Source organism: Phenylobacterium sp. (assembly GCF_046290725.1).
Taxonomy (GTDB): Bacteria; Pseudomonadota; Alphaproteobacteria; order Caulobacterales; family Caulobacteraceae; genus Phenylobacterium.
Genome location: NZ_JBKBUH010000002.1, coordinates 229,524 through 253,473 on the forward strand (window position 1 = coordinate 229,524; position 23,950 = coordinate 253,473).

Genomic DNA, 23,950 nt, shown 5'->3' on the forward strand with positions numbered 1-23,950 from the left:
CCGGCCGCCGCCAACCTGGGCCATACAAGGACCAAACGCCAGGATGAAGGAGCGCGCCGGTGACGCGGGCGGATCGGGATTCTCTTCACGCCGACCTCGCCGCCGCGGGGGCTGAAAACGTACTGGCGGCGATGATCGCTTCCTCGCTCGACGGGGTGGTGGTCATCGACGCCGCCGGGCGCGTGCTTGAATTCAATCCCGCAGCCGAGGAGACCTTCGGCTATGGGCGCGCCGAGGCGCTCGGCCGCCCGATCGGCGAACTGATCGTGCCGCCGGACCTGCGCGGGGCCCACACCCAGGGCCTCGCCGCCTATCTTGAAGGCCGCGCGCCGCGGGTCATCGGCCGCCGGGTGGAGGTGCGCGCCATGCGCCGCGGAGGCGAGGAATTCCCCGCCGAGCTCACCATCAACGAGGTGAGCGCCAGCGGCCGGCGGCTGTTCACCGCCTATATCCGGGATCTGAGCGCGGCGAAGGCCGCCGAGGCCGCGCGGCGGCGCACCGAGGGCCTCCTGGCCTCGCTGCTCGACCATGCCCCGGCGCCCATCTACCTGAAGGACCTGGAGGGCCGCTACGCCCTGGCCAATCCCGCCACCGGCCGTCTGCTGGGCGTGGAGGCGGCCGAGATCGTCGGCAAGCGCCCGGACGACTTCTTCACCCGAACGCTGCTCGATCCGGTGGACGCGGCCGACGCCGAGATGCTGCGAACCGGCGAGCCCGTGGTCATCGAGCAGACCATGCATGTGCCGGGCGGCCCCGCCCAGGTGCTGATGGTCCGCTTTCCCGTACGCGGGGTCGAGGGGCAGATCACCCACATCGGCGGCTATCTCGTCGACATCACCTCACTGAAGCATGCCGAGGCGGAGCTGACCCGTTCGCGTGAGGCCCTGCACCAGAGCGAGAAGCTCAACGCCCTGGGCAGTCTGCTGGCCGGCGTCAGCCACGAACTCAACAATCCGCTTTCCGTGGTGGTGGGGCAGAGCCTGATGCTGGAGGAGGCGGTCACCGATCCCCAGAGCGCCGAGCGCGCAGCGATGATCCGCCGAGCAGCGGAACGCTGCTCCCGCATTGTCCAGACCTTCCTCGCGATGGCGCGCCAGAAGCCGCCGGCGCGGACGGCGCTCGACCTGAACCAGACGGTCTCGATGGCGCTGGAGCTCGCTGAATATGGCCTTCGGACCGGCGATGTCGAGGTGCGGAGGGACTTGGCTGCGGGTCTGCCGCCAGCCGACGCCGATCCCGATCAGATCTCCCAGGTGGTGATCAACCTCGTGCTCAACGCCCAGCAAGCCTTGCAGGCCAGCGAGGGGGCGCGAGTCCTGACCGTCCGCACACGCCACGACCCTGGAGCCGCGGCCGTGGTGGTCGAGGTGTCCGACAACGGACCGGGGGTGGCGCCCGAGATCCGCTCCAGGATCTTCGAACCGTTCTATACGACCAAGCCTCAGGGGCAGGGGACGGGGGTGGGGCTCTCCTTCAGCCTCGGAGTTGTGGAGGCCCATGGGGGTCGGCTGGAGCTGGTGACCGGGGAAGGACGCGGCGCGACGTTCCGCCTGACTCTCCCGGCCGCGCAGGCGCGCGAAACCGCACCGGAGGCCTCGCAACCTGAAGGCCGTCCCGCCCGCCGCGCAACCGCCCTGATCGTCGACGACGAGCCGGACATCGCCCGCACCCTGCAGCAGATCCTCGCCGCCGACGGCTGGGAGGCGGAGGTGGCCGGCAGCGCCCGCGCCGCCATGGCCTGCCTGCAGGCGCAGAGGTTCGATCTCGTGCTCTCGGACCTGCGCATGGCCGACGGCGACGGGCCGGCGCTCTATGCGTGGCTCGAAACACACCGGCCGGAGCTGTGCGACCGCCTGGCCTTCGTCACCGGGGATACGCTCGGCGCAGCGGCGGGCCGCTTCCTGGCGCGCACCGGCCGCCCGGTGCTGGAAAAGCCGTTCACGCCCGATCGGGTGCGAGGCCTTGCCCGATCGCTTCATCAATCCGCAGGGCAGGGGGAAACGAAGTGACCGAAAAGCCGCTGATCCTGGTGGTGGACGACGAAGCCGATGTCCGCGCCACCCTGGCCGACTACCTCAAGGGGGCGGGACTCGAAGTCCGCGCCGCCTGCGACGCCGCCGAGGCGCGCGCCCAGCTGGAGCTCCGCACCCCCGACCTGGTGCTGCTGGACCTCAACATGCCAGGCGAAGGCGGCATCAGCCTGGCGCGCCATATCCGCGAGCGGTTCGGGATCGGCGTAATCATGGTCACGGCCGCCGGGTCGACGGTCGACAGGGTGGTCGGCCTGGAGGTGGGCGCCGACGACTATGTGGCCAAGCCGTTCGACCTGCGCGAACTCCTGGCCCGCGTGCGCGCGGTGCTGCGCCGGGCGCCCAAGACCCTGTCCGCGCCAGGCGGCGCCGCGCCCGTCACGCCCGGGACGCCGCCGGTGCGGATCGGCCGCTGTTGGCTCGATCTCGACGGGCGGCGCCTTCTGGGCGACGACGGCGCCGATGTGCCGATCACCGCCATGGAGTTCGACCTGCTGCAGGCCTTCGCCACCCGGCCCAATCGGGTGCTCAGCCGCGACCAGTTGCTGGATCTGGCGCACAATCGGGAATTCGAGCCCTTCGATCGCTCGATCGACATCCGGGTCGCGCGGCTGCGCAAGAAGGTCGAGGCCGATCCGGCCAAGCCTCAGGCGCTCAAGACCATCCGCGGGGCCGGCTACATGTTCGTGCCGGCCCGGCATGGTTGATCAAGCCGGCGCCGGATCGTAGGCGGCGGCGACCATGGTCTTGGCCAGGGCGCCGTAGGCGCAGGTCCAGGCTTCTCTCAGCGCTGGCGTGAAGGCCTCGCCGAGACCCGCTGCAAGCGTGGCGATCAGCGCCTGGCCCACCAGGTCGTAGTGCCGCGGCTCCACCCCGTAGGCGACGTGCCGCTGGGCGAGCGTCGTAAGCTCCGGCGCCAGAGCCTCCAGCCGGTCAAGGCCGCCGACCACCAGCGCGAGCGCGGCCATCAGCTTCTTCCCTTGAGCCGCGAGGTCGGAGCCGAAGAGGGTGCGAAGGCCCGGCTCGCGCGCGAACAGCTCGTCATAGAAGGCGGCGGCCACGGCCTCCCTTTGGGCTGCGAGGGGCGCGAAGCTCTGGCGGACGAGGGCGATCTGGTCGGGGGTCATGGTCGGTCTCCTGTCAGGCGGCGAGCCGTCGCCGCGCCGGAGGAACCTAGCCGCCGAGCTTTTCCGCCCTGCGCCGTCGGCGGGGCGGTCGGGTTTCAGTTGTCTCTGCGTTTCCGTCGGGTCGAAACGATCGAAACATCCGCGGCGCTGGCCGCCGTGCGGCTGAAAACTTCAACTTGTCTCTGCTGGCGCCTTCCCATGCTCAGGAGACAAGCCGTGTTCGTCAGAAGCTCTCGCTGCGTTTCGTTCGCCGCCGCCTGCATCGCCGTCCTTTCCATGCCCGCCCATTCCAGCGCCGCCGGCGCGGGCCTGCAGCCCGGAGCCTGGCTGATCGAAAGCCGGGTTCGGGAACTGGATGCGCCGGGCGTGCCGGCCCTGTTGGCCAAGACGCTCGCCCGCCCAACGACCGTGCGCCACTGCCTGACGGCCGAAGAGGCCGCGCAAGGGCCCGAACGGCTGCTTTCCGCCGGCCGCAGCGGCTGCCGCTATACCAAGTTGCATCTCCAGGACGGGAAGCTCGATGCGAGCTTCCAGTGCCCTGGCGACACCCACGCGGAGATGACCGGGGTCTATACACAGACCAGCTTTCGAGCCCTGAACCGCTTACGGACTGGAGCTTCAGTCGCCGTGGTCGCCGAGGTGACCGCTCGCCGCCACGGCGACTGCGGCTGACGCGCCCCGCCTATGGTAGAGCCGCATTTCCCGCAGGAGCATGACGTGAACGAACGACGCCTCATTTCATCCGGATCCTCCTTCGAGGCCGAGATCGGTTATTCCCGCGCGGTGGTGGAGGGGGACTGGGTGTTCGTCTCCGGCACCACCGGCTTCGACTACAAGACCATGACCATCGCCCCCGACATCGTCGCCCAGACCGAACAGTGCATGGCCAATATCGCCGAGGCGCTGGCGGCGGCGGGCAGCGGCTTCTCCGATGTCGTGCGGGTGCGATACGTGGTGATCGATGCGGCGGAGTTCCCCGCCTGCTGGCCGACGCTGCGACGCCATCTGGGTGAGGTGCGGCCCGCCTCGATGATGATTGAGGCCGGGCTCATGGATCCGCGCATGCGGATCGAGATCGAGGTGACGGCCCGCAAGCGCTCGGCCTGAAACATCCGAAACCTTCGGGGGGCGCGGCGGCGTCGGCGGGCAACGGCGGGGTGCGATCAGGGCTCAAATCCATGAGCCCTGGAGCCGCAAGATGTTCATCGCCCCTGAAAGCCGTTCCCTTCTGCCGGAGTCCGCCGAGCGCCTGGCCGCCGGCGCCCGCGCCCTGCAGCGGATCGATCGGTTCTTCGAAACCCTTCCTGACCGGCCCACCGGCCCGCAGCTCTCCCGCGACGAGATCCAGGCCCGGCTAGGGGCCTTCGACTTCGCCGAACCCCTGCCGCTGTCGAGCGCGATCGACGCCGCCGCCGACCTGCTGGAAGCCGGCGGGCTGCACTGTGGCCATCCCCGTTATCTTGGCCTCTTCAATCCGACGCCGGCCTATGCGGGCGTGGTCGCCGATCTCCTGACCGCCGCCTACAACCCCAACCTCGCCTGCTGGACCCACGCGCCGGCGGCGGTGGAGATCGAGGCGCACGCGATCGCCACGGTCGCCGGCCTCGTCGGCTATCGCTCCGAGGAGCGGGCCGGCCATTTCACCACCGGCGGCGCCGAGGCCAACGCCACCGCGCTCTATTGCGCGCTGACCCGAGCCTGTCCCGCCTATGCCGAGGTCGGCGTCGGCGCCTTCGAGGGTACGCCGGTCTTCTACGCCTCGGCCGATAGCCACCTGGCTTGGCTGAAGATCGCCCACCAGGCGGGGGTCGGTCGCAACGCCCTGCGCCTGGTTCCCACTGACGGCGCCGGCCGTCTTGACCCGGAGGCCCTGGCGCGGATGGTCCAGGAGGATCGCGCCGCCGGCCGCCGTCCGGTCATGGCGGCGGCCACCGCGGGCGCCACCGGCTCGGGCGTGATCGACCCGTTGCCGGAGATCGCGGCCCTGGCCCGCGTTGAAGGCCTCTACTTCCATGTCGACGCGGCCTGGGGCGGGGCCGCGCTCTTCAGCCGGTCCCTCCGCGCCTGCCTGGCCGGAATCGAGCAGGCCGACAGCGTCACCCTCGACGCCCACAAATGGCTGGCGGTCCCGATGGGAGCGGGCATGTTCCTGGCCCGCGACCGGAGCCTGCTGGCCCGCACCTTCGCCGTCTCCACCAGCTACATGCCGCCCGGCGCCACGGAGCTCGACGGCTACACCCATTCGATCCAGTGGTCGCGCCGATTCATCGGGCTGAAGCTGTTCCTCGCGCTCGCCCAGCTAGGGCTCGGCGGTTATGAGGCCATGGTCGACCGCCAGGCTAAGCTTGGACGCCTGCTGCGCGGGCGGCTGACCGCCTCAGGCTGGGCCTGCGTGAACGAGACCCCGCTGCCCGTGGTCTGTTTCGAGAAGCCCGGGCTCGACCTCGCCCGGCTCGCCGCCGAAGTCGTGGCGGGCGACTCCGCCTGGATATCCACCACCGCCTTCGAAGGCCGGACCGTCCTGCGCGCCTGCGTCAGCGGCTTCAGGACGGGAAAGGCCGACATCGCCGCGGTCTGCGATCTGATCGAGGCCTCCGCCGCCCGCCAGGCTACCGGAAACGATTGAAACCTTTCCGGCCGCGGCAGACCGCCGGAGCGATACGCGTGGCCGCCATACCAGACCTCGCCGCCACTGAAGGCGGTCCCAACCCAGAAGGCATAAACCCATGAGCACCCTTTCCATCCTCGCCGCCCTGGCCGCCGCCACGGCGGCGTCCGCGCCCTGCGCTGAAGTCCACTCCGTTCCCTGCCGCGGTCCCCATTCGCCGCCGCCCTTCGAGACCGTGGATGCCGTCATGCACAACACCGGTGTGGGCCTGAACGGCGTCATCCGCACCGGATGGGACAATGGCCCCGCCGCGACGGGTCTGATCACGGACCTGTGGGCCGCTGGCCGGTGCGATACGCCCGTGGGGGCCAACGGCGTCATCCGCACCGGATGGGACAACGGCGTCGAGCGCGTCGGCCTCGTGCTGTCCGTCCAGCCGCTCGAAGCCATCGAGCGATAACGCCCCTGCGCCGCGGTCCGGCAGGGCCGCGGCGTCTCTACCAATGGAGCTTCCCATGCGCATGCTTCTTGCCCTGATCGCTGCGACAGCGATCCCCCTGGCCGACGCCCGGGCCGAGAGCGGCCCGGGAATCACGGTGGTTGGAACCCAATTCCTGGTCGCACAACCGGACGGGTCGCAACTGTCCTCGCCCGAACTCGCCGGCCGCATACTCGACATCGAAGGCCCGGACGGCGCGGCGGTGAAGGTGCGGATTGATTCCGTCACGCCCGCCGCAGAGCGGCCCAGCGTGCTGCTGCACGCCTTCAGCGTCCTCGACGAAGCTTCCGGCCGCTGGCGGCCCGCCTGCATCCCCGACGCGAAGGGCCGCCGCGCCGGCTTCCCCGTCGCCGGCGCCTGGGACGCGCGGGATCGTTACGTGAAGGATTCCGCCCGCTGGTTCCTGACCTGCACCTCCGGATCCCAGGGCAAATGCGTGCTCTGGGGATATGATCCGTGGTCCCGTGGCCCCAACGGCGAGGACCTGGCGCCCCACTACCAGGCCTGCCAGTTCATGGCCCGGGCTGACTACGACAGCGGCGGAACGGCCTTTACCCGCGACGGCACGGTTATCTACATGACCGACGCGGCTGGGGTGAACCCCAGGTTCGAGACGGGCGACGGGCTCGATTTCGAGGCGGGCTGGGGCCCGGACGGGGCGGTCTGCATCGCCCGGTTTCGGTGGCCCGACCTGCTCACCCAGGACGCGGTGCTTGCGTTGAGCGGACGGATCACCGGCCCATGCGAGGAGCATTCGGCCAGCGCGCGAGGCGGCCTCATTTTCAGCTATCTCAGACGCGTCGCGCCTTGAGCGAGACTCGCGCTGGTACGGATGTTGGCGCACAGGCCTCCGCGCCCTGCTCACCCCCTGAAGAGCTTCGAGGAACCTGGCGAATTTCGAGTCCTGCCCCGCCCACCAGCGAAGGGTTTCGCCGGTCGCGGCGTGACAGGGGAATCTGGCTCATCAGGCGCGGGCTGAGCTTTCACGGCGTCGCGCCCGGTAGGGCGTAGGCCACGCCGGCGCCCGGGCCGAGCGGCAGGTCAAGGGCGCTCCAGCCCAGGACGAGCAGCACGCCGGCGGTCAGGAAGGCGATGGAGTAGGGCAGCATGGTCGCCATGAGTGAGCCGACGCCGAACCCCTTTTCGTATCGCTGGGCGAAGGCCAGGACGAGCGGGAAATAGACCATCAGCGGCGTGATGATGTTGGTGGCCGAATCCCCGACGCGATAGGCCGCCGTGCTCATTTCCGGGCTGACGCCCAGGAGCATCAGCATGGGCACCAGGATCGGCGCCAGCGCCGCCCACTTGGCGGAGGCCGAGCCGATCAGCAGATTGATGAACGCCGCCAGTACGACCATGGAAGCCAGCAGCAGCGGCGTCGGCAGTCCGGAGGCGCGAAGGCCCTCGGCGCCGTTGATGGCGATAATGGCCCCCAGGTTCGACCAGTTGAACATGGCCACGAAATGGGCGGCCACGAAGGCGAGCACGATGTAGGGGCCCATCTCGGCCATGGAGTCGCCGGTGAGCTTCACCACCTCCTTGGAGCTCTTCACCGTTCCGGCGGCCACGCCGTAGGCGACGCCGGTGGCGAGGAACAGCAGGAAGAAGCCGGCCACCAGCGACTGATAGAAGGGCGTCAGGCGTTCGGGACCGGGCGCCTCGGCATTGTAGAGCGGCGCGCCGGGGGGCGCAGTGAGCAGGATCCACAGCCCGACCACCGCCAGCGCGGCCAGGCCGGCGGCGAACAGGCCGCGGCGCTCGGCGCGCGCCGCCTCTTCGGTCGGGCTCTCCTCGGCGACTGCGTGAGCGCCGCCCCAGGCGCCGAGGCGGGGCTCCACGATCCTGTCGGTCACGAACCAGCCGATGGGGGTGAAGAGCACGGCCATGGCGGCGATGAACCACCAGTTGCCGGCGATGTTGGCCGTCCAGTCGGCCTGCAGCAGGCGGGCGGCGGGCTCGGTGATGCCGAGCAGCAGGGCGTCGAGATGGCCCGGGAAGAGATTGGCGGAGAAGCCGCCGGAGACGCCGGCGAAGGCCGCGGCGATCCCCGCCACCGGATGGCGCCCTGCGGCCAGATAGGCGGCGCCGGCCAGGGGCACCAGCACCACATAGGCCGCGTCGGCCGCGTGGTTTGCGACGATGGCGACAAACACGACGATCGGCGTCAGCAGGCCCTTGGGCGCGCGGGAGACCCCCGCCCGCATGGCGGCCGAGAAGAGCCCCGTGCGCTCGGCCACGCCGGCCCCCAGCATCACCACCAGGACGTAGCCCAGGGGCGCGAAACCGGTGAGGGTGCGCGGCATGTCGACGAAGAGCCGGCGCAGGTTCTCCGCGGAGAACAGGCTGATGGCCGCCAGGGTCTCGCCGGAGACGGGATTGACGGCCGAGACGCCCAGCGCCGCGGTCGCCGCGCTGGCGACGAACAGGGCGGCGATCATCCAGACGAAGATGACGATGGGATCGGGAAGCCGGTTTCCGACGCGTTCGATCGTGTTGAGGAATCCGATTCCGGTCGCCATCTGCGCGCGCACTCCTGCAGGTCCGGCGACATTCATGCGGCCTGGAGCTTGGATCGCAAGCAGTTTAGCGACGAGCGGTCAGCCCGCGCGGTGGAGCAGGCGGCTGACCGCTTCCGTGCGGTTGCGGGCGCCGGCCGCGTTCAGGATCGCCTGGACGTGCAGCTTGACGGTGGCCACGGAGATGCCGAGCAGCTTGGCGATCTCCTTGTTGGTGCGGCCCAGCCGCATGTGGCCGAGCACTTCGCGCTGGCGGGCCGACAGGCTCTCCGGAATCACCTCGCTCTCCGGCGCGGCTTCGATGATTTCCTCGAAGCAGGGGAAGTACTCGCCGCCGGCCAGGACCAGCCGGATGATGGCCGCCATCAGGGGCGGCTCCGCGCTCTTGGGAAGGACCCCGTGAAAACCCGCGCCATGAGCCATCCGCGCAAGCGTCAGGTCCCGCTGCGGCACGACCAGCAGGCGCCGCTTTCCCAGCTTCGCCGCGGCGGCGAGCTGACGGTCGCGGTGAGGGCCGGGCGGCGGCAGGTCGTAGACCAGCAGGTCGGCGACCGCGTCGGCTGGGTCTTCGATGTCCGGCGACAACAGGATCTCGGCCGAGAGTTCCGAGCGCGCCAGCGCCGCCAGGGCGTCGCGACAGAGCGGGTGATGACTGATGATCCGGATGCGCATTCGAATGGGGCGGACCTCGCCGGCCGAAAATTTGTACAAAGTAAATCCCTTTTGCCAGTAGGGGCATTCCGCGCCGCCGTCACCTGGCCGACCGGCTAGCCATACGACCGCGCCTCCGGGCGAAACCAGCGGCTGGCGCCCGGAAGAGGCGAAATCGGCATGCCTTGCGTCGATTTGGCCATCGGTATGATTCAAGCGGCGCGGAATCCTCCGGAAGCTCTTGGTTCGTTCGATGCGATTCGAGGGGCGGCGATGGGAGCAGGTTCACGATCGGCCGAGGGTTCGATCCAGCTTTCGTCCGACGTGCTGGATCCGTCGGCGAGCGATTTCCTGCGGCGCGCCTTCTCCCTGATGGTGCTGGACTTCGACGAGGCGCTGACTTTGGTGTCCGGCGCCTGCGTGACGCGCGAGGGGGACGGGCTGGACCTTCCGTACCGGCAGGGCTCGCACCTGGAGGCGTTGCTGGGGCCGGCCGACCGGGCGCAGGTGCGGCCGCTGGTGGAGGCGGCCTTGGCCGGGCGGCCCGGGATGACGAAAATCCAGGCTGGGATCCATTCGGGCGCGCGCGTGCTGCGGCTTTCCACCCTGCCCCGAATGGTCGGCCAGCGGCAGCAGGGCCTGGTGCTGACGGTGCAGGACGTCACCACCCGCCAGAGCGGGCTGACGCTGTTGAAGTCGCTCGGCGACCGCCTGCACGCCATTCTGACCCACGCTGCCGACGCCATCGTGGTGATCGACGTGGACGGCATGATCGAGGGCGCCAACCCGGCGGCCGAGGCCCTGACCGGTTGGCGGGAGGGAGAGCTGATCGGCCGGCCGATCACGCTGCTGATGGACGAGCCCTATCGCAGCGTTCACCAGGGGCAGATCGAGCGGTATCTCGAACACGGGACGAGCGGGATCCTGAACGTCGGCCCGCGGCCGCTGCCCTTGCGCCATCGCGACGGGCGCATCGTGCCTATCGAACTTTCCGTCGGCGAAGCCGTGGTGGCGGGCGAAAAGAAGTTCATCGGCGTATGCCGCGACATCACGGCGCGGCTGGAGAAGGACGAGGCCCTGCGGACGGCCAACGCCGAACTGCGCCGCAAGCTCGCCGAGCTGGAGACCCTGAGCGCCGGGCTGGAGGCTCAGCGGTGCGCCCTGCAGGAACTGGCTCGGGAGACGGAACTGGCGCGGGAGCAGGCCGAGAGCGCCAGCCAGGCCAAGTCGCGCTTCGTCGCCACCATGAGCCACGAGCTGCGGACGCCGCTGAACGGCGTCCTGGCCGTCGCCGACGCCCTGGCGCGACGCGAGCTCGCCGAGCCGGACCGCGAGCTGGTGGAGATCATCCGCACGTCGGGCCGCGGCCTGCTGTCGATCCTGAACGAAGTGCTCGACCTGGCCAAGGTGGAGGCCGGCGCCCTGCTTCTCGACCCGCGGCCCTTTTCCCCCAAGGCGGCGGTGGCGGCCGTGGCCGAGGTCTGGCGCTTCGCCGCCGAGGCCAAGGGGCTGGAGTTGAGGGTGGAGCTGAAGTCCTTGCCCGCCTTGGTGAACGGCGACGGGGATCGGCTGCGGCAGGTGCTGTCGAACCTGGTCAACAACGCCATCAAGTTCACCGAGACGGGTCGGGTGACCCTGCGCGCGCGGCGCGTGGGGCGCGGCCCGAAGCTGCGGTTCGAGGTGGCCGACAGCGGACCGGGGATTGATCCTACTCAGCGCGAACGGCTGTTCGACCCCTTCGTCCAGGCCGACGCCGGCACGACCCGGCGCTACGGGGGCACGGGGCTGGGCCTGGCGATCTGCCGTCGGATCGTCGGCCTCATGGGCGGCCGCATCTGGGTGGAGGACGGCGCCGGGGGCGGGGCCGTCATCGCCTTCGAGGCGCCGTTTGTCGCGGTCCAGGCGGCCGAGCCGTCGCCGGTCGCCGGCGAGGCTCCGCCCGCTCACCCGACGGGCGACCCGATGATCCTGGTGGCCGAGGACCACCCCTTGAACCGGCTCGTGGCCTCCCTGGTGCTGCAGGAGGCAGGCCTGCGGTTCGAGCTGGTCGAGGACGGGGAGGCGGCCGTGGCGGCGGTCCGCTCCGGCCGTTTCGACCTCGTGCTGATGGACGTGCACATGCCCAGGCTCGACGGGCTGGAGGCGACCCGCGCCATCCGTCGGCTGCCCGGGCGCGCCGGTCGGCTGCCCATCATCGCGGTCACCGCCAATGCTTCGCCCGAAGAGGCCCAGGCCTGCCGGGAGGCCGGGATGGACGATGTGGTGTCGAAGCCGATCAGCGCCGAAGCCCTGCTGCGCTGCATCGCCGAGCATTCCGAACCGCTGCGCCTGAGCGCCTGAGCCGGTCTAGCGAACTGCGGTCGCTTGTCGCAGGCGGGGCGCGGCGAGCAAGGCCAGACCCCCGAGCAGGAAGGCCACGGTCGCCGGGCACCAAGCGCAATGCGGTTCGAGCGCGCTGCCGCAAATCACGCCCAGGCGCTGAATCTCGCGCATGTGAAGCCAAGCCATCTCGGCCGAGATCGCCGCCGCGACCAGCATGGCCATGGCGGCCGCGAACCTCAGGTCCGAACCCCGGACGCGGGAAATGCGCATGAGAAACCTCCGTTGCGCAGAGGCTCGCTGCTGCGCCGCAGCATCGCCTTGATCGAAATCAAGGTCCCGATTTCCTCGGAGGTGTGTGTGGGAAGCCGGGCATCGCAGAGCGACTCGGGGACCATGACACTGCCAACCGTAAAACGGGACGACGCGCCGCCGGACGCGATCCTCCTCTACGCATTCACCGGCGTTCTGACCTTCGGCGCCTTGCTGGCGACCGCATTCTCGGACGACCGGCTGTTCCGGTTCCACGGCTGGATCTTCCTGGCCGCCGGCCTTTTGGCCATGGGCGCCATGACGGTCGCCATATCCTCGGGCCGGATGCGCTCGCCCCAGACGCAGTACGCCGACGGCGTGGTGCGGGCGGGCGTGATCGCCACCATGTTCTGGGCCGTCGTCGGCCTGCTGGTGGGGGTGGTGATCGCCGCCCAGCTCTCCTGGCCTAACCTGCTCTATTTCCCCGAGCACGGCTGGCTGAACTTCGGCCGACTGCGGCCCCTGCACACCTCGGGCGTGATCTTCGCCTTCGGGGGCAATGCGCTGATCGCCACCTCCTTCTACGTGGTGCAGCGCACCTGCCGGGCGCGCCTGGCGGGCGGAGCGTGGCCCTGGTTCGTCTTCTGGGGCTATCAGCTGTTCATCGTTCTGGCGGCGACCGGCTATCTGGCCGGCATCACCCAGTCGCGGGAGTACGCCGAGCCCGAATGGTACGTCGACCTGTGGCTGACGGTCGTCTGGGTGGCCTACCTGCTGGTGTTCCTGGGCACGATCTGGAAGCGCAAGGAACCGCACATCTACGTGGCCAACTGGTTCTACCTAGCCTTCATCGTCACCATCGCCCTGCTGCACGTGGTCAACAACCTGGCCATGCCGGTGGGCGGCCTGCACCACCGCAGCTACTCGCTGTTCGCCGGCGTCCAGGACGCCCTGACCCAATGGTGGTACGGCCACAACGCGGTCGGCTTCTTCCTGACCGCCGGCTTCCTGGCGATGATGTACTACTTCGTGCCCAAGCGCGCGGAGCGGCCGGTCTATTCCTACCGTCTGTCCATCGTCCACTTCTGGGCGCTGATCTTCATCTACATCTGGGCCGGTCCGCACCACCTGCACTACACCGCGCTGCCGCAGTGGGCGCAGACGCTGGGCATGACCTTCTCGATCATGCTGTGGATGCCGTCCTGGGGCGGCATGATCAACGGCCTGATGACCCTGTCGGGCGCCTGGGACAAGCTGCGCACCGACCCGGTGATCCGGATGATGGTGGTCTCCATCGCCTTCTACGGCATGTCGACCTTCGAAGGCCCGCTGATGTCGATCCGGGCGGTGAACGCCCTGTCGCACTACACCGACTGGACCATCGGCCACGTGCACTCCGGCGCCCTGGGCTGGGTCGGCTTCATCTCCTTCGGGGCCGTCTACTGCCTGGTCCCGTGGCTGTGGAAGAAGGAGGGCCTCTACTCCAACCGCCTGGTGGAGTGGCACTTCTGGATCGCGACCACCGGCCTGCTCCTCTACATCTGCGCGATGTGGGTGTCGGGCATCATGGAAGGCCTGATGTGGCGCGAGTACACGCCCGAAGGCTTCCTCGCCAACAGCTTCGTCGAGACCGTCGCGGCCAAGCACATCGAGAACGTCATCCGCACCATCGGGGGGCTCATGTACCTCTCCGGCGCGGTGATCATGTCCTACAACCTGTGGCGTACGATCCGCATGCCCAGCTCTGCGACCCAGAGCCAGGCGGCCGGTCCCGCCCCCGCGCTTATCGCGGCCGAGTAGGGATCGCACCCCATGTGGAAACATCACAAGAAGCTCGAGAAGAACTCGCTGCTGCTGGTCATCGGCATACTGGTCGTCGTCTCGATCGGCGGCCTGGTCGAGATCGCGCCGCTCTTCTACCTCGAGAGCACGATCGAGAAGGTGAAGGGGGTGCGCCCCTACACCCCGCTCGAGCTGGCCGGCCGCGACGTCTACATCCGTGAGGGCTGCTACACCTGCCACTCGCAGATGGTCCGCCCGCTGCGGGACGAGGTGGAGCGCTACGGTCACTACAGCCTGGCGGCCGAGAGCATGTACGACCACCCCTTCCAATGGGGCTCCAAGCGCACGGGGCCGGATCTGGCGCGGGTCGGCGGCAAGTACTCCGACGGCTGGCACCGGGACCACATGATCGACCCCCGGTCGGTGGTGCCGGAATCGGTGATGCCGCCCTACGCCTTCCTGGCCGACAAGGACCTCGACGCCCGGGACATCAAGGCCAAGCTGGTCGCCCAGACCAAGGTCGGCGTGCCCTACACCCAGGAGATGATCGACAGCGCCGCGCAGGACCTGGCCACCCAGGCCGATCCCTTCGCGCCGGCCAGCGCCTTCAAGGCCCGGTACGGCGACAAGGCGGCCCAGCGCGACTTCGACGGCGATCCCACGCGGCTCACCGAGATGGACGCCCTCATCGCCTATCTCCAGATGCTCGGCACGCTGGTCGATTTCAGCACCTACAAGGCCTCGGCGCCGGAGAACATTCGATGAGCGCGCTCACCTACGAGACGGTCGCCCGCATCGCGCAACAGGGCGGCACCATCTACTTCGTCCTGATCTTCCTGGCCGGCGTGGCCTACGCCCTCTGGCCGAAGAACGGCGAAGCCTTCAAGCGCATGGCCCATCTGCCCCTAGAGGACCGCGAGGGCGACAATGTCTGAACGTGAAGTCGACGAAGTCTCGGGCGTCGAGACCACCGGGCACGAGTGGGACGGCATCCGAGAGCTGGACAATCCCCTGCCGCGCTGGTGGCTGTGGGTGTTCTGGGCCTCGGTGGCGGCTTCGGTCGTCTACTGGGTGCTGATGCCGGCCTGGCCGGGGATCAGCTCCTACACGCCCGGCCTGCGCGGGCATTCCGACCGGGTGCAGGTGGCGCAGGAGCTGGAGAAGCTGACGGCCCTGCGTGGGGCCCAGGGCGCGCGCCTGACCCAGGCCAGCCTCGAGCAGATCGAAACCGACCCGGATCTCCAGGCCTACGCCCTGCAGGTCGGCCAGTCGGTGTTCGGCGACAACTGCGCCACCTGCCACGGCACGGGCGGCGCGGGCGCCAAGGGTTATCCCAACCTCCGCGACGACGTGTGGCTGTGGGGCGGGAGCCTGGACGACATCCACCGCACCATCCAGGTGGGCGTGCGCTCGGAGCACCAGGAGGCGCGCTTCTCGCAGATGCCGGCCTTCGGGCGCGACGGCATGCTGCCGGCGGCCCAGGTCGACGACCTGACCGAGTATGTGATGGCGCTTTCGGGGCGCAGCGCCGACAAGGCCGCCGTCTCCCGCGCGGCGACGCTCTACCAGGAGCAATGCTCCGCCTGCCACGGCGTCGACGGCAAGGGCGACGTCAAGCAGGGCGCGCCCGACCTGACCGACAGGGAATGGCTCTACGGCTCGGCCAGGGAGGATATCCATGCTCAGATCTGGAACGGCCGCGGCGGCGTCATGCCGGCGTGGGAGACCCGGTTCAGCCCCGAGACCGTCAAGGCGCTGGCCGTCTACATCCACGCCAACGCGGCGGGACGGTAGGGGCGCGTCATGACCGTTGTGATCGACCGGACCCAAAGCGCACCCGTCGCCTCACGCGCGGCGGGTCCGGTCTCGGCCGCCGCCCGGGTTCGCCGCAAGGGGGACCCGGGAGGCGGTTTGTACAAGCCGCGCGAACCGATCTATCCAAAGCTGGTCCACGGGCGCTGGCGCAACATCAAGTGGGCGCTGCTGATCCTGACGCTCACCATCTACTATGTGACGCCTTGGATCCGCTGGGAGCGCCCCGGCGCCCTGCCGGACCAGGCGGTGCTGGTCGATTTCGACGGCGGCCGGTTCTACTTCTTCTGGATCCAGCTCTGGCCCCAGGAGGTCTATTTCATCACCGGCCTGCTGGTGCTGGCCGCGCTCGCGCTGTTCCTGACGACGGCGCTGTTCGGGCGGCTGTGGTGCGGCTACGCCTGCCCGCAGACGGTCTGGACCGATCTCTACATCTATGTAGAGCGGCTGTTCGAAGGCGACCGCAACGCCCGCATGCGCCTCGACGCTGCGCCGATGTCGTTCAACAAGGCCTGGCGCAAGGGCGGAAAGCACGCCGTCTGGCTAGGCGTCGCGTTCGGCACCGGCGGGGCCTGGATCTTCTATTTCCATGACGCGCCGACCCTGATCCGCACCTTCTGGCTGGGACAGGCGCCGATGACCGCCTACGTCTCCTGCGCGGTTCTGACCTTCACCACCTATGTGCTAGCCGGAACCATGCGCGAGCAGGTCTGCACCTACATGTGCCCCTGGCCGCGCATCCAGGGCGCGATGCTGGACAAGCATTCGCTGCAGGTGACCTACCGCCTGGACCGCGGCGAGCCGCGCGGACCGCACAAGAAGGGCGCCACCTGGGAAGGTCGCGGCGACTGCATCGACTGCAACGCCTGCGTGGTGGCCTGTCCCATGGGCATCGACATTCGCGACGGGGCGCAGCTGGAATGCATCAACTGCGGCCTGTGCATCGACGCCTGTGACGAGATCATGCTCAAGGTCGGTCGGCCCAAGGGGCTGATCGCCTACGACACGGATTCCGCCGTCGCCGACCGGGCCTGCGGGCGCAAGCCCGCCTATCCGCTGATCAGGTCCCGGACCGTGTTCTACGCCGCAGCCCTGACGGTGGTGGCGGCGGTGATGCTCTACGGCTTCACCCAGCGCAAACCCATGGATCTGCACGTCCTGCGCGACCGCAATCCGACCTTCGTGCGCCTGCACGATGGCGCGGTGCGCAACGGCTACACCCTGAAGATCGCCAATCGCACCTTCGAGGATCTCGACTACGCCGTCAGCTTCGAAGGTCCTGCGAAGGCCATCGTCAAGACGCCGGGCGTTCCCGAAACAGAGGGGCCGCTCAGCATCGAGGTTCCGGCCAATACGGTGCGCGCCGTGCGCGTGCTGGTCACGGTCGAGCCCGAGGCGCTGACGGCGCCCAACCTGCCCGCCGCCTTCGTGGTCCGCGCTGGAGACGCCCAAGCCAAGGTCGGCACCACCTTCCTGTCCGGAGCTGCGAACGCCCCATGACGACGCACGCCGAAAAACCGCCCTTCCGCATCACCGGCTGGCATGTGCTGGTCGCCATGGTGGCCTTCTTCGGCGTGGTCATCGCCGTCGACGGCGCCTTCCTCGTCGTGGCCTATCGCACCCATCCGGGCCAAGTGTCGGTCACGCCCTATGAGGACGGCCTGGCTTATAACCGCACCCTGGCCCAGCGGGAGGCCCAGGCGGCGCTCGGCTGGCGCGCGGCCGCCGCCGCGGACGGCGGGGCGGTGACGGTCGAGGTCCTCGACCGCGACGGCCGGCCGGTGACTGGGCTGAAGATCACGGGGACCCTGCAGCGCCCGGCGACCGAAGCCGGCGCCCAGGGACTCGCCTTCACCGAGGCGGCGCCTGGCCGCTACGCCGCGCCCGTCGCCGACGCCGCCGGCGTCTGGGACCTGGCCTTCAAGGCGACGGGCGGCGGGGCGCAAGCCTTCGAAGGGGAGCGCCGCCTGACATGGCCGTGACCTACGACATCGCCGGACGGCAGGACTTCTCCGCCTTCCTGCGGCCGGCAGCCGACGGGCGCGAGAGCCTGGAGCTGCTGGTCAAGGGCGCGCGCTGCGCCGGCTGCCTCTCCAAGATCGAGCGCGAAGTGGGCGCGCTGCCCGGCGTGGGCGGCGCCCGGCTGAACCTGACCACCGGCAAGCTCACCGTCACCTTCGAGGCCGGCGGGAGCGACCCGGCGCGGGTGATCGAAGCTCTGGAGAGCCTCGGCTACCCCGCCAGCCTGTTCGATCCCGCCCAGGCGGCGGCGGCTTATGACCGGGAAGGGCGGCGGCTGTCCCTGGCGCTCGGCGTCGCGGCCTTCGGGGCCGGCAACGCCATGATGTTCTCGGTGCCGCTCTGGGCCGGGATCTTCGGCCAGGAGCTGGGGCCGGCCACCCGCGGCCTGATGCACTGGATGAGCGCCGCCGTGGGCGCTCCCTGCGCCATCTATGCGGGCCTGCCGTTCTTCGAATCCGCCTGGCGCTCGCTGAAGGCGGGCCGGGCCAATATGGACGTGCCGATCTCCATCGGGGTGATCCTGACCCTCGCCATCAGTTTCGTCGAAGCGGTGCTGGGCGGGCGCGACACCTATTTCGACGCCGCCGTCGCGCTGCTCTTCCTGCTGCTGATCGGCCGGTGGCTCGACCACCGCCTGCGCGCCAGCGCGCGCAGCGCCGCAGCCGACCTGCTGGCCATCCAGGCGCCGGGCGCCGTGGTTCTCGACCCGGGAGGGCGCGAACGGCGCGTGCCGCTGGGCGACGTCGCGGTCGGCGACATGCTGCTGGTGCGGCCGGGCGAGCGCATCCCCGTCGACGCGACCGTGGAGATCGGCAGTTCCGAACTCGACAACGCCCTGCTCACCGGCGAGACGCGGCCTGTGGCCATCGCGGCTGGCGACGCCTGCCGGGCCGGGGCTTTGAACCTGTCCGGAACCCTGCGCCTGCGCGCCTCGGCGCGGTCGGAAGACTCCGCCGTCGCCCAGATCGCCCGGCTGGTCGAGGCCGGCGCCCAGTCGAAATCGCTCTATGTCCGCCTGGCCGACAAGGCTGCGGCCATCTATGTGCCGACGATCCATACGGCCGCCGCGCTGACCTTCGCCGGCGGCTGGGCGCTGGGGCTGGGCCCGCGCGAGGCGCTGCTGCGGGCCGTGGCCCTGCTGATCATCACCTGCCCATGCGCGTTAGGCCTGGCGGTGCCGGCGGTGCAGATCACCGCCTCGGCGCGCCTGTTCCGCAAGGGGGTGCTGGTGAAGTCCGGCGCGGCCCTGGAGCGCCTGGCCGAGGTCGACCACGTGGTGTTCGACAAGACCGGGGTGCTGACGGAGGGGCGGCCGCAGCCGATCGACCCGCCGCCGGCCGCCGTGGCGCTCGCGGCCCCGCTGGCGCGCGCCTCGGCCCACCCGCTGGCCCGCGCCCTGGCCGAAGCGGCCGGCGCCGGCCCCATCGCCGTGGATGTCCAGGAGACGCCGGGGCAGGGGGTTGAGGGCGTCATCGACGGTCGTCGCGCCCGCCTGGGCCGCGCCGGCTTCGTCGGCGTGAAGGGCGCGCCCGCCAGCGAGACCGAGCTGTGGTTCGGGTTCGAGGGCGACACCAAGATCCGCTTCGCCTTCCAGGACCGCCTGCGCGCCGATGCGGCCGAGACCATCGCCGCCCTGCGCAAGCGCGGGGTTGGCGTGGAGATCCTCTCGGGCGACATCCCCGCCGCCGTGGCCGCCGCGGCGAGCGCCGCCGGCGTGGAAACCTGGCGCGGCGGGCTCGATCCGGCCGGAAAGGTCGAGGCGGTGAAGGCGCTTGCGGCGCAAGGCCGCAAGGTGCTGATGGTGGGGGACGGCCTGAACGACGCCGCGGCCCTCGCCGGGGCGCATGCGGCCATGGCCCCCGGCACGGCGCTGGACGCGAGCCAGAACGCCGCAGACCTGGTCTTTTCCGGTGAGCGGCTCGCCGCGGTGGTCGAGGCCATGGACATCGCCAAGGTCTCGCGGCGCCGGGCGCTGGAGAACTTCGGCTTCGCGGCCTTCTACAACGCCGCGGCGATCCCGGCGGCGGTGCTGGGCTTCGTGAACCCGTTCGTGGCGGCCATCGCCATGTCGGGATCCTCGCTCGTCGTCACGTTAAACGCCCTGCGGATGGGCGGGAAAGGCGGTCGCCCATGGGTATCGTGATGTTCCTGGGGCCGTTTTCGGTGTTGCTCGGCCTGACCGGCCTGGCGGCCTTCTGGTGGACGCTCAAGGCCGGACAGTACGAGGATCCGATGGGCGACGCCTCGCGCATTCTGGCCGACGTGCCCGATCGGCCCGACGTGGACGAGTGATCGCGCGCGGTTGACCGATGTCAGGGGCGGGGGCGGCCCGTTCCGGCATGGAGTTCCGGCAGAAATGTCGGAGCCGCCCGTGACCCTCGCCGAACGCCTGGAGCCTCAAGTCCTCTCCACCGAGGCCCTGATCGCCAAGTACGACGGCCGCGCGCCGCGCTACACCAGCTATCCCACCGCAGTGCAGTTCACGCCGCAGGTGGGGCCGGACGTCTATCGCCAGTGGCTGGCCGCTCTCCCGTCCGACGATCCGGTCTCGCTCTATGTACACGTGCCGTTCTGCGCACGGCTCTGCTGGTACTGCGGCTGCAACACCCGCGCGGTCCAGCGGCACGGCCCGGTCGCCGACTATGTGAAGCACCTGCTGGAAGAGCTCTCCCTGCTTGGCGCCGCCTTGCCGGGCCGGCTGCCGTCCAGCGCCCTGCATTTCGGGGGCGGCACGCCGAACATGCTCACGCCGGAGGAGCTGGACCTTCTGTTCGGCGCGCTCGCCGAGGTGTTCCCGCCGATCGCCGGGTTCGAAGTCGCCGCCGAGCTCGATCCGGCCCCGCTGACGCGAGACTGGGTGCAGGCGGCCGCCCGCCATGGCCTGACGCGCGCCAGCCTGGGCGTGCAGAACCTCTCGCCGCGGGTGCAGGAGGCGGTGAACCGCAAGGAGAGCTTCGAGGATGTGGCCCGCTGTGTCGGCTGGCTGCGCGAGGCCGGCGTGGGTTCGGTCAATCTCGACCTGATGTACGGCCTGCCGCACCAGACCACGGCCAACACCCTGGACACAGTCGACCAGATCCTGCGGCTGAAGCCGGAACGCATCGCGCTGTTCGGCTACGCCCATGTGCCGTGGATGAAGGCCCACCAGCAGCTGATCCACGAAGGCGCCCTGCCGGGGGCGGCCGAGCGGCTGGAGCAGAGCGAAGCCGCCGCCGAACGGCTGGCTGCGGAAGGCTATGTGCGGATCGGCCTCGATCACTTCGCCCTGCCGGAGGACGAGCTGGCGCGCGCCTTGGCCGAGGGGCGGCTGCGGCGCAATTTCCAGGGCTACACCACCGACGGCGCGCGCACCCTGCTGGGGCTCGGCGCCTCGGCCATCGGCAGCCTGCCGCAGGGCTTCGTGCAGAATGCGGCCCAGGAGCTGGCCTGGCGCGCAGCCATCGCGAAGGGGGAGCTGCCCCTGGCGCGCGGCGTGGCCCTGACGGACCAGGATCGGTTCCGCGGCGAGATCATCGAGCGGCTGATGTGCGACCTCGCGGTGGACCTCGAGGAGGTGTGCGGACGCCACGGCCGAGCGGTCGGCGACCTTGCGGCCGAGATCGAGCGCCTTTCGGATTTCGCCGCCGACGGCCTGCTCCTGATCGAAGGGGGGCGCCTGCAGGCGACCGAGACCGGGCGGCTGGTGATCCGCTCGATCTGCGCGGCCTTCGACACCTATTTCGCCGCGGCCGAGGGCCGGCATTCCAAGGCCCTCTAGCCATGCCCAAGAACATCCTGATCCTGAACGGCCATCCGGACCCCGCGCCCGAGCGCCTCTGCGCCGGCCTGGCGGTCGCCTACGCCCATGCGGCGAGCCTCGCCGGGCACAGGGTTCGCCGCATCGATGTGGGCGCGCTGGACTTCCCGCTGATCCGCAGCCAGGGCGATTTCGTGGAGGGCGAGCCGCCGGCGGCGATCCGCGACGCCCAGGAGGCCGTGCGCTGGGCCGATCACGTGGCGATCTTCTATCCGCTCTGGCAGGGCGGCCCGCCGGCCGTGCTGAAGGGCTTCATCGAGCAGGTCATGCGCTATGGCGTCGCCCTGAGCCCGCCGGGCGAGCCGGTGAAGGGGCTGCTGGCCGGGCGTTCGGCGCACCTCTTCGTGACCATGGGCATGCCGGCCTTCGCCTTCCGGCTGGTGTTCGGCTCGCATGGCGTGAAGTGCCTGACCAAAGGCGTGTTCTGGATTTCCGGCTTCCGCCCGGTGCGCGACACGGTGTTCGGCAATGTGGAGGGCGTCAGCCCCGCCAAGCGGCGCGGGTGGCTGGACCTCGTCGCTCGACTGGGCGCCGCGGCCGCTTAGTTTTCGGCCAGAAGCTCGCGGATCGAGCCCAGCAGGGCGTCTCCGAGCAGGGGTTTCTCCACCAGCCGGGCGCCGGTGGTCTCGCGCACGGCGTCGCGCAGGGTGAGCGGCGGATTGCTGGTGATGATCAGGGCGGGCGTGTCGTCGCCACGCTGGCGCAGCTGGTGCAGGGTCTCCAGACCCGTCGCGCCGGGCAGGTTGTAGTCGAGGATGACGCAGGACGGTCCCGGGTGCGCCGGACGCAGCAGGAAGGCTTCGCCGCTCTCGCAGGTCTCCACCTCGAACCCTTCGACCTCCAGGTTGAATTTCAGCGCCGTGCGCAGGGCGGCGTCGTCGTCCACCAGGATGACGGTCGGCTTGCGTGAAACGGGCGCGTGCATGGCGGGTACGAGGGCTCCTAGGCTCAAACCCTAGGATCTTCGCCAGAGGTGCGCTTTGACCGAGCGCAAAAACCGTGCCGCATCCTGAGCTTGCGGAAACCGCAAGCCGCACCGGCCGTTCATCGCTCATGACCGAAGGTTTCCAGATCCGCGAGCATATGGAGGTCGTCGGCTCCGACGGAGGCCATGTGGGCCGCGTCGACCACGTGCTGGGCGAGGAGATCGAGCTGGCCAAGCTCGATCTCGCCGCTGGCCTTCGCCACCACCTGATCCCCTTGAGCTGGGTGGACCACGTGGAGGAGGACAAGGTGTTCCTGAACCTCACCAAGGACGCCGCGCGGGCGGCGTGGAAGGTGAAGGCCTAGAATCCCCCTTTCCCGCACGGCGGAAGAGGGAAAGAGACGTTGGCTATTTCACCGCCGCGCAGAAGCGCTGGATGCGGGTGCAGGCGTCTTCCAGCACCGCGTTGGAGGTGGCGTAGCTGATGCGGAAGAAGGGCGAGAGGCCGAAGGCCGCGCCGAACACCACCGACACGCCTTCCTGCTCCAGCAGCTCCACGGCGAAGTCCTGGTCGCTCTCGATGACCTTGCCCGAGGGGCTGGTCTTGCCGATCAACTTCTCCACCGACGGATAGACGTAGAACGCGCCTTCCGGCGTCGGGCAACGAACGCCGTTGGCCTGGTTGAGCATGGAGACGACCAAGTCGCGCCGCTCTTCGAACAGCTTGGCGTTCGGCTTGATGAAATCTTGCGGTCCGTTCAGCGCTTCCACCGCCGCCCACTGCGAGATCGACGAGGGGTTGGACGTGGTCTGGCTCATCACCTTGGCCATGGCCTTGATCAGCGGCTCGGGCCCGCCGGCGTAACCGATGCGCCAGCCGGTCATGGCGTAGGCCTTGGACACGCCGTTCATGGTGAGCGTCCGCTCGTAGAGCGCCGGCTCCACCTGGGCGATCGTGAAGAACTCGAAATCGCCGAACACCAGGTGCTCGTACATGTCGTCCGTCAGGATCCAGACGTGCGGATGGCGCAGCAGGACGTCGGCGATCGCCCGCAGTTCGGCCTTGGTGTAGGCAGCGCCCGACGGGTTGGAGGGCGAGTTCAGGAACAGCCAGCGCGTCTTGGGCGTGATCGCCGCCTCGAGGTCCGCCGGCTGCAGCTTGAAGCCGGTGTCGGCGCTGGTGGCCACCGCCTTGGGCGTCCCGCCGGCCAGCAGCACGATGTCCCAGTAGCTGACCCAGTAGGGCGTGGGCACGATCACCTCGTCGCCCGGATTCAGGGTGGCGAGCATGGCGTTCCAGATCACCGGCTTGCCGCCCGGCGAGACGTTGATCTGGCTGGTCTTGTAGGTGAGCCCGTTCTCGCGCTGGAATTTGCCGACGATGGCCTCCTTCAGCTCCGGGATGCCGTCGACATTGGTGTACTTGGTCTTGCCGTCGCGGATCGCCTTGATCGCGGCTTCCTTGATGTTCTCCGGAGTGTCGAAGTCGGGCTCGCCCGCCGCCAGGGAAATGACGTCCCGGCCCTGCGCCTTCAGTTCGCGCGCTTTCGCGTCCGCCGCCAGGGTGGCGGAGGGCTTCACGCGGGCGAGCGCGGCGGATTCGAGCGACAT

The 23,950-nt window shown here is 69.7% G+C and carries 25 protein-coding genes; 19 read left to right on the plus strand and 6 right to left on the minus strand.

The annotated features are described in order from the left end of the window. The first annotated feature begins 59 nt into the window (after positions 1 to 59). Positions 60 to 2,009 (plus strand): PAS domain S-box protein, encoded by a 1,950-nt coding sequence (locus ACK41C_RS12345; protein ID WP_409654637.1) that lies wholly within the window; start codon positions 60 to 62, stop codon positions 2,007 to 2,009. Then, entirely contained in the window at positions 2,006 to 2,737 is a 732-nt protein-coding gene (locus tag ACK41C_RS12350) for a response regulator (protein WP_409654640.1), read from the plus strand. Before ACK41C_RS12345 ends, ACK41C_RS12350 begins: the two co-directional genes overlap by 4 nt. On the opposite strand, the gene ACK41C_RS12355 is transcribed toward ACK41C_RS12350, so the two are convergent. After that, positions 2,738 to 3,157: a globin family protein gene (locus tag ACK41C_RS12355; protein WP_409654643.1), complete on the minus strand. Its 420-nt coding sequence runs from the start codon at positions 3,155 to 3,157 to the stop codon at positions 2,738 to 2,740. Between the two features lie 216 nt (positions 3,158 to 3,373). On the opposite strand from ACK41C_RS12355, the gene ACK41C_RS12360 reads away from it, so the two are divergent. From ACK41C_RS12360 to ACK41C_RS12380, 5 genes are all read left to right on the plus strand, one after another. Next, entirely contained in the window at positions 3,374 to 3,829 is a 456-nt protein-coding gene (locus tag ACK41C_RS12360) for a DUF3617 domain-containing protein (protein ID WP_409654646.1), read from the plus strand. Positions 3,830 to 3,874: 45 nt separating this feature from the next. Next, positions 3,875 to 4,264, plus strand: a complete 390-nt coding sequence (locus tag ACK41C_RS12365) for a RidA family protein (RefSeq protein ID WP_409654648.1) — start codon at positions 3,875 to 3,877, stop codon at positions 4,262 to 4,264. A 91-nt stretch (positions 4,265 to 4,355) separates the two neighbouring features. Next, a complete protein-coding gene (locus ACK41C_RS12370) occupies positions 4,356 to 5,783 on the plus strand; it encodes a pyridoxal phosphate-dependent decarboxylase family protein (RefSeq protein ID WP_409654651.1) in 1,428 nt (475 codons plus the stop codon). A 100-nt stretch (positions 5,784 to 5,883) separates the two neighbouring features. Beyond that, positions 5,884 to 6,225, plus strand: coding sequence for a hypothetical protein (locus tag ACK41C_RS12375; protein WP_409654654.1), 342 nt, complete (start codon positions 5,884 to 5,886; stop codon positions 6,223 to 6,225). A 55-nt stretch (positions 6,226 to 6,280) separates the two neighbouring features. Further along, positions 6,281 to 7,075 (plus strand): ADYC domain-containing protein, encoded by a 795-nt coding sequence (locus ACK41C_RS12380; protein WP_409654656.1) that lies wholly within the window; start codon positions 6,281 to 6,283, stop codon positions 7,073 to 7,075. A gap of 172 nt (positions 7,076 to 7,247) precedes the next feature. On the opposite strand, the gene ACK41C_RS12385 is transcribed toward ACK41C_RS12380, so the two are convergent. Then, the gene (locus ACK41C_RS12385) at positions 7,248 to 8,783 is read right to left on the minus strand and encodes an AbgT family transporter (protein ID WP_409654659.1); all 1,536 of its coding nucleotides are present in this window, start codon (positions 8,781 to 8,783) and stop codon (positions 7,248 to 7,250) included. A gap of 78 nt (positions 8,784 to 8,861) precedes the next feature. After that, positions 8,862 to 9,452: a response regulator transcription factor gene (locus ACK41C_RS12390; protein WP_409654662.1), complete on the minus strand. Its 591-nt coding sequence runs from the start codon at positions 9,450 to 9,452 to the stop codon at positions 8,862 to 8,864. Between the two features lie 252 nt (positions 9,453 to 9,704). On the opposite strand from ACK41C_RS12390, the gene ACK41C_RS12395 reads away from it, so the two are divergent. Beyond that, positions 9,705 to 11,771 (plus strand): ATP-binding protein, encoded by a 2,067-nt coding sequence (locus ACK41C_RS12395; protein ID WP_409654664.1) that lies wholly within the window; start codon positions 9,705 to 9,707, stop codon positions 11,769 to 11,771. 6 nt (positions 11,772 to 11,777) lie between these two features. On the opposite strand, the gene ACK41C_RS12400 is transcribed toward ACK41C_RS12395, so the two are convergent. Continuing rightward, positions 11,778 to 12,023 carry a hypothetical protein gene (locus ACK41C_RS12400; protein WP_409654667.1) on the minus strand — a complete coding sequence of 82 codons (246 nt, stop codon included), beginning with the start codon at positions 12,021 to 12,023 and terminating at the stop codon, positions 11,778 to 11,780. Between the two features lie 288 nt (positions 12,024 to 12,311). On the opposite strand from ACK41C_RS12400, the gene ccoN reads away from it, so the two are divergent. The 10 genes from ccoN to ACK41C_RS12450 all read left to right on the plus strand — a co-directional run bounded on the left by ccoN (position 12,312) and on the right by ACK41C_RS12450 (position 21,959). Further along, the gene (gene ccoN, locus ACK41C_RS12405) at positions 12,312 to 13,802 is read left to right on the plus strand and encodes a cytochrome-c oxidase, cbb3-type subunit I (protein WP_409656656.1); all 1,491 of its coding nucleotides are present in this window, start codon (positions 12,312 to 12,314) and stop codon (positions 13,800 to 13,802) included. Positions 13,803 to 13,814: 12 nt separating this feature from the next. Next, entirely contained in the window at positions 13,815 to 14,549 is a 735-nt protein-coding gene (gene ccoO / locus ACK41C_RS12410; protein ID WP_409654670.1) for a cytochrome-c oxidase, cbb3-type subunit II, read from the plus strand. Continuing rightward, on the plus strand, positions 14,546 to 14,719 hold the full coding sequence (locus ACK41C_RS12415) for a cbb3-type cytochrome c oxidase subunit 3 (protein ID WP_409654673.1): 174 nt from the start codon (positions 14,546 to 14,548) through the stop codon (positions 14,717 to 14,719). The genes ccoO and ACK41C_RS12415 overlap by 4 nt, the downstream gene beginning before the upstream one ends. Next, positions 14,712 to 15,578, plus strand: a complete 867-nt coding sequence (ccoP, locus tag ACK41C_RS12420) for a cytochrome-c oxidase, cbb3-type subunit III (RefSeq protein ID WP_409654675.1) — start codon at positions 14,712 to 14,714, stop codon at positions 15,576 to 15,578. The genes ACK41C_RS12415 and ccoP overlap by 8 nt, the downstream gene beginning before the upstream one ends. A 9-nt stretch (positions 15,579 to 15,587) precedes the next feature. Beyond that, the gene (gene ccoG / locus ACK41C_RS12425; protein ID WP_409654678.1) at positions 15,588 to 17,096 is read left to right on the plus strand and encodes a cytochrome c oxidase accessory protein CcoG; all 1,509 of its coding nucleotides are present in this window, start codon (positions 15,588 to 15,590) and stop codon (positions 17,094 to 17,096) included. Further along, positions 17,093 to 17,578 carry a FixH family protein gene (locus ACK41C_RS12430; RefSeq protein WP_409654681.1) on the plus strand — a complete coding sequence of 162 codons (486 nt, stop codon included), beginning with the start codon at positions 17,093 to 17,095 and terminating at the stop codon, positions 17,576 to 17,578. The genes ccoG and ACK41C_RS12430 overlap by 4 nt, the downstream gene beginning before the upstream one ends. Beyond that, on the plus strand, positions 17,575 to 19,761 hold the full coding sequence (locus ACK41C_RS12435) for a heavy metal translocating P-type ATPase (protein ID WP_409656658.1): 2,187 nt from the start codon (positions 17,575 to 17,577) through the stop codon (positions 19,759 to 19,761). The genes ACK41C_RS12430 and ACK41C_RS12435 overlap by 4 nt, the downstream gene beginning before the upstream one ends. After that, positions 19,749 to 19,910 carry a cbb3-type cytochrome oxidase assembly protein CcoS gene (gene ccoS, locus ACK41C_RS12440; protein WP_409654684.1) on the plus strand — a complete coding sequence of 54 codons (162 nt, stop codon included), beginning with the start codon at positions 19,749 to 19,751 and terminating at the stop codon, positions 19,908 to 19,910. Before ACK41C_RS12435 ends, ccoS begins: the two co-directional genes overlap by 13 nt. A gap of 79 nt (positions 19,911 to 19,989) precedes the next feature. Then, positions 19,990 to 21,375, plus strand: a complete 1,386-nt coding sequence (hemN, locus tag ACK41C_RS12445) for an oxygen-independent coproporphyrinogen III oxidase (RefSeq protein ID WP_409654686.1) — start codon at positions 19,990 to 19,992, stop codon at positions 21,373 to 21,375. 2 nt (positions 21,376 to 21,377) lie between these two features. Beyond that, positions 21,378 to 21,959, plus strand: a complete 582-nt coding sequence (locus tag ACK41C_RS12450) for an NAD(P)H-dependent oxidoreductase (RefSeq protein WP_409654689.1) — start codon at positions 21,378 to 21,380, stop codon at positions 21,957 to 21,959. Here the strand turns inward: ACK41C_RS12450 and ACK41C_RS12455 are convergent. Next, complete coding sequence (locus ACK41C_RS12455) at positions 21,956 to 22,339, minus strand: response regulator transcription factor (protein WP_409654692.1); 384 nt, start codon at positions 22,337 to 22,339, stop codon at positions 21,956 to 21,958. The genes ACK41C_RS12450 and ACK41C_RS12455 overlap by 4 nt on opposite strands. Positions 22,340 to 22,467: 128 nt before the next feature. Here ACK41C_RS12455 and ACK41C_RS12460 point away from each other — a divergent pair, with 128 nt between their 5' ends. Further along, positions 22,468 to 22,704, plus strand: a complete 237-nt coding sequence (locus tag ACK41C_RS12460) for a DUF2171 domain-containing protein (protein ID WP_409654694.1) — start codon at positions 22,468 to 22,470, stop codon at positions 22,702 to 22,704. Positions 22,705 to 22,747: 43 nt separating this feature from the next. Here ACK41C_RS12460 and ACK41C_RS12465 read toward each other — a convergent pair whose 3' ends face one another. After that, positions 22,748 to 23,950, minus strand: coding sequence for a pyridoxal phosphate-dependent aminotransferase (locus ACK41C_RS12465; protein WP_409654697.1), 1,203 nt, complete (start codon positions 23,948 to 23,950; stop codon positions 22,748 to 22,750).

Bases quoted from the DNA above. Each gene is read 5' to 3' on its own strand.
- ACK41C_RS12370 (WP_409654651.1), top strand. From the start codon at position 4,356: ATGTTCATCGCCCCTGAAAGCCGTTCCCTTCTGCCGGAGTCCGCCGAG.
- ACK41C_RS12460 (WP_409654694.1), top strand. From the start codon at position 22,468: ATGACCGAAGGTTTCCAGATCCGCGAGCATATGGAGGTCGTCGGCTCC.
- ccoG (WP_409654678.1), top strand. From the start codon at position 15,588: ATGACCGTTGTGATCGACCGGACCCAAAGCGCACCCGTCGCCTCACGC.
- ccoS (WP_409654684.1), top strand. From the start codon at position 19,749: ATGGGTATCGTGATGTTCCTGGGGCCGTTTTCGGTGTTGCTCGGCCTG.
- ACK41C_RS12430 (WP_409654681.1), top strand. From the start codon at position 17,093: ATGACGACGCACGCCGAAAAACCGCCCTTCCGCATCACCGGCTGGCAT.
- ACK41C_RS12455 (WP_409654692.1), bottom strand. From the start codon at position 22,339: ATGCACGCGCCCGTTTCACGCAAGCCGACCGTCATCCTGGTGGACGAC.
- ACK41C_RS12385 (WP_409654659.1), bottom strand. From the start codon at position 8,783: ATGGCGACCGGAATCGGATTCCTCAACACGATCGAACGCGTCGGAAAC.
- ACK41C_RS12395 (WP_409654664.1), top strand. From the start codon at position 9,705: ATGGGAGCAGGTTCACGATCGGCCGAGGGTTCGATCCAGCTTTCGTCC.
- ccoO (WP_409654670.1), top strand. From the start codon at position 13,815: ATGTGGAAACATCACAAGAAGCTCGAGAAGAACTCGCTGCTGCTGGTC.
- ACK41C_RS12415 (WP_409654673.1), top strand. From the start codon at position 14,546: ATGAGCGCGCTCACCTACGAGACGGTCGCCCGCATCGCGCAACAGGGC.
- ACK41C_RS12355 (WP_409654643.1), bottom strand. From the start codon at position 3,157: ATGACCCCCGACCAGATCGCCCTCGTCCGCCAGAGCTTCGCGCCCCTC.
- ccoP (WP_409654675.1), top strand. From the start codon at position 14,712: ATGTCTGAACGTGAAGTCGACGAAGTCTCGGGCGTCGAGACCACCGGG.
- ACK41C_RS12400 (WP_409654667.1), bottom strand. From the start codon at position 12,023: ATGCGCATTTCCCGCGTCCGGGGTTCGGACCTGAGGTTCGCGGCCGCC.
- ACK41C_RS12375 (WP_409654654.1), top strand. From the start codon at position 5,884: ATGAGCACCCTTTCCATCCTCGCCGCCCTGGCCGCCGCCACGGCGGCG.
- ACK41C_RS12390 (WP_409654662.1), bottom strand. From the start codon at position 9,452: ATGCGCATCCGGATCATCAGTCATCACCCGCTCTGTCGCGACGCCCTG.
- ACK41C_RS12380 (WP_409654656.1), top strand. From the start codon at position 6,281: ATGCGCATGCTTCTTGCCCTGATCGCTGCGACAGCGATCCCCCTGGCC.
- ACK41C_RS12450 (WP_409654689.1), top strand. From the start codon at position 21,378: ATGCCCAAGAACATCCTGATCCTGAACGGCCATCCGGACCCCGCGCCC.
- ACK41C_RS12465 (WP_409654697.1), bottom strand. From the start codon at position 23,950: ATGTCGCTCGAATCCGCCGCGCTCGCCCGCGTGAAGCCCTCCGCCACC.
- ccoN (WP_409656656.1), top strand. From the start codon at position 12,312: ATGGGCGCCATGACGGTCGCCATATCCTCGGGCCGGATGCGCTCGCCC.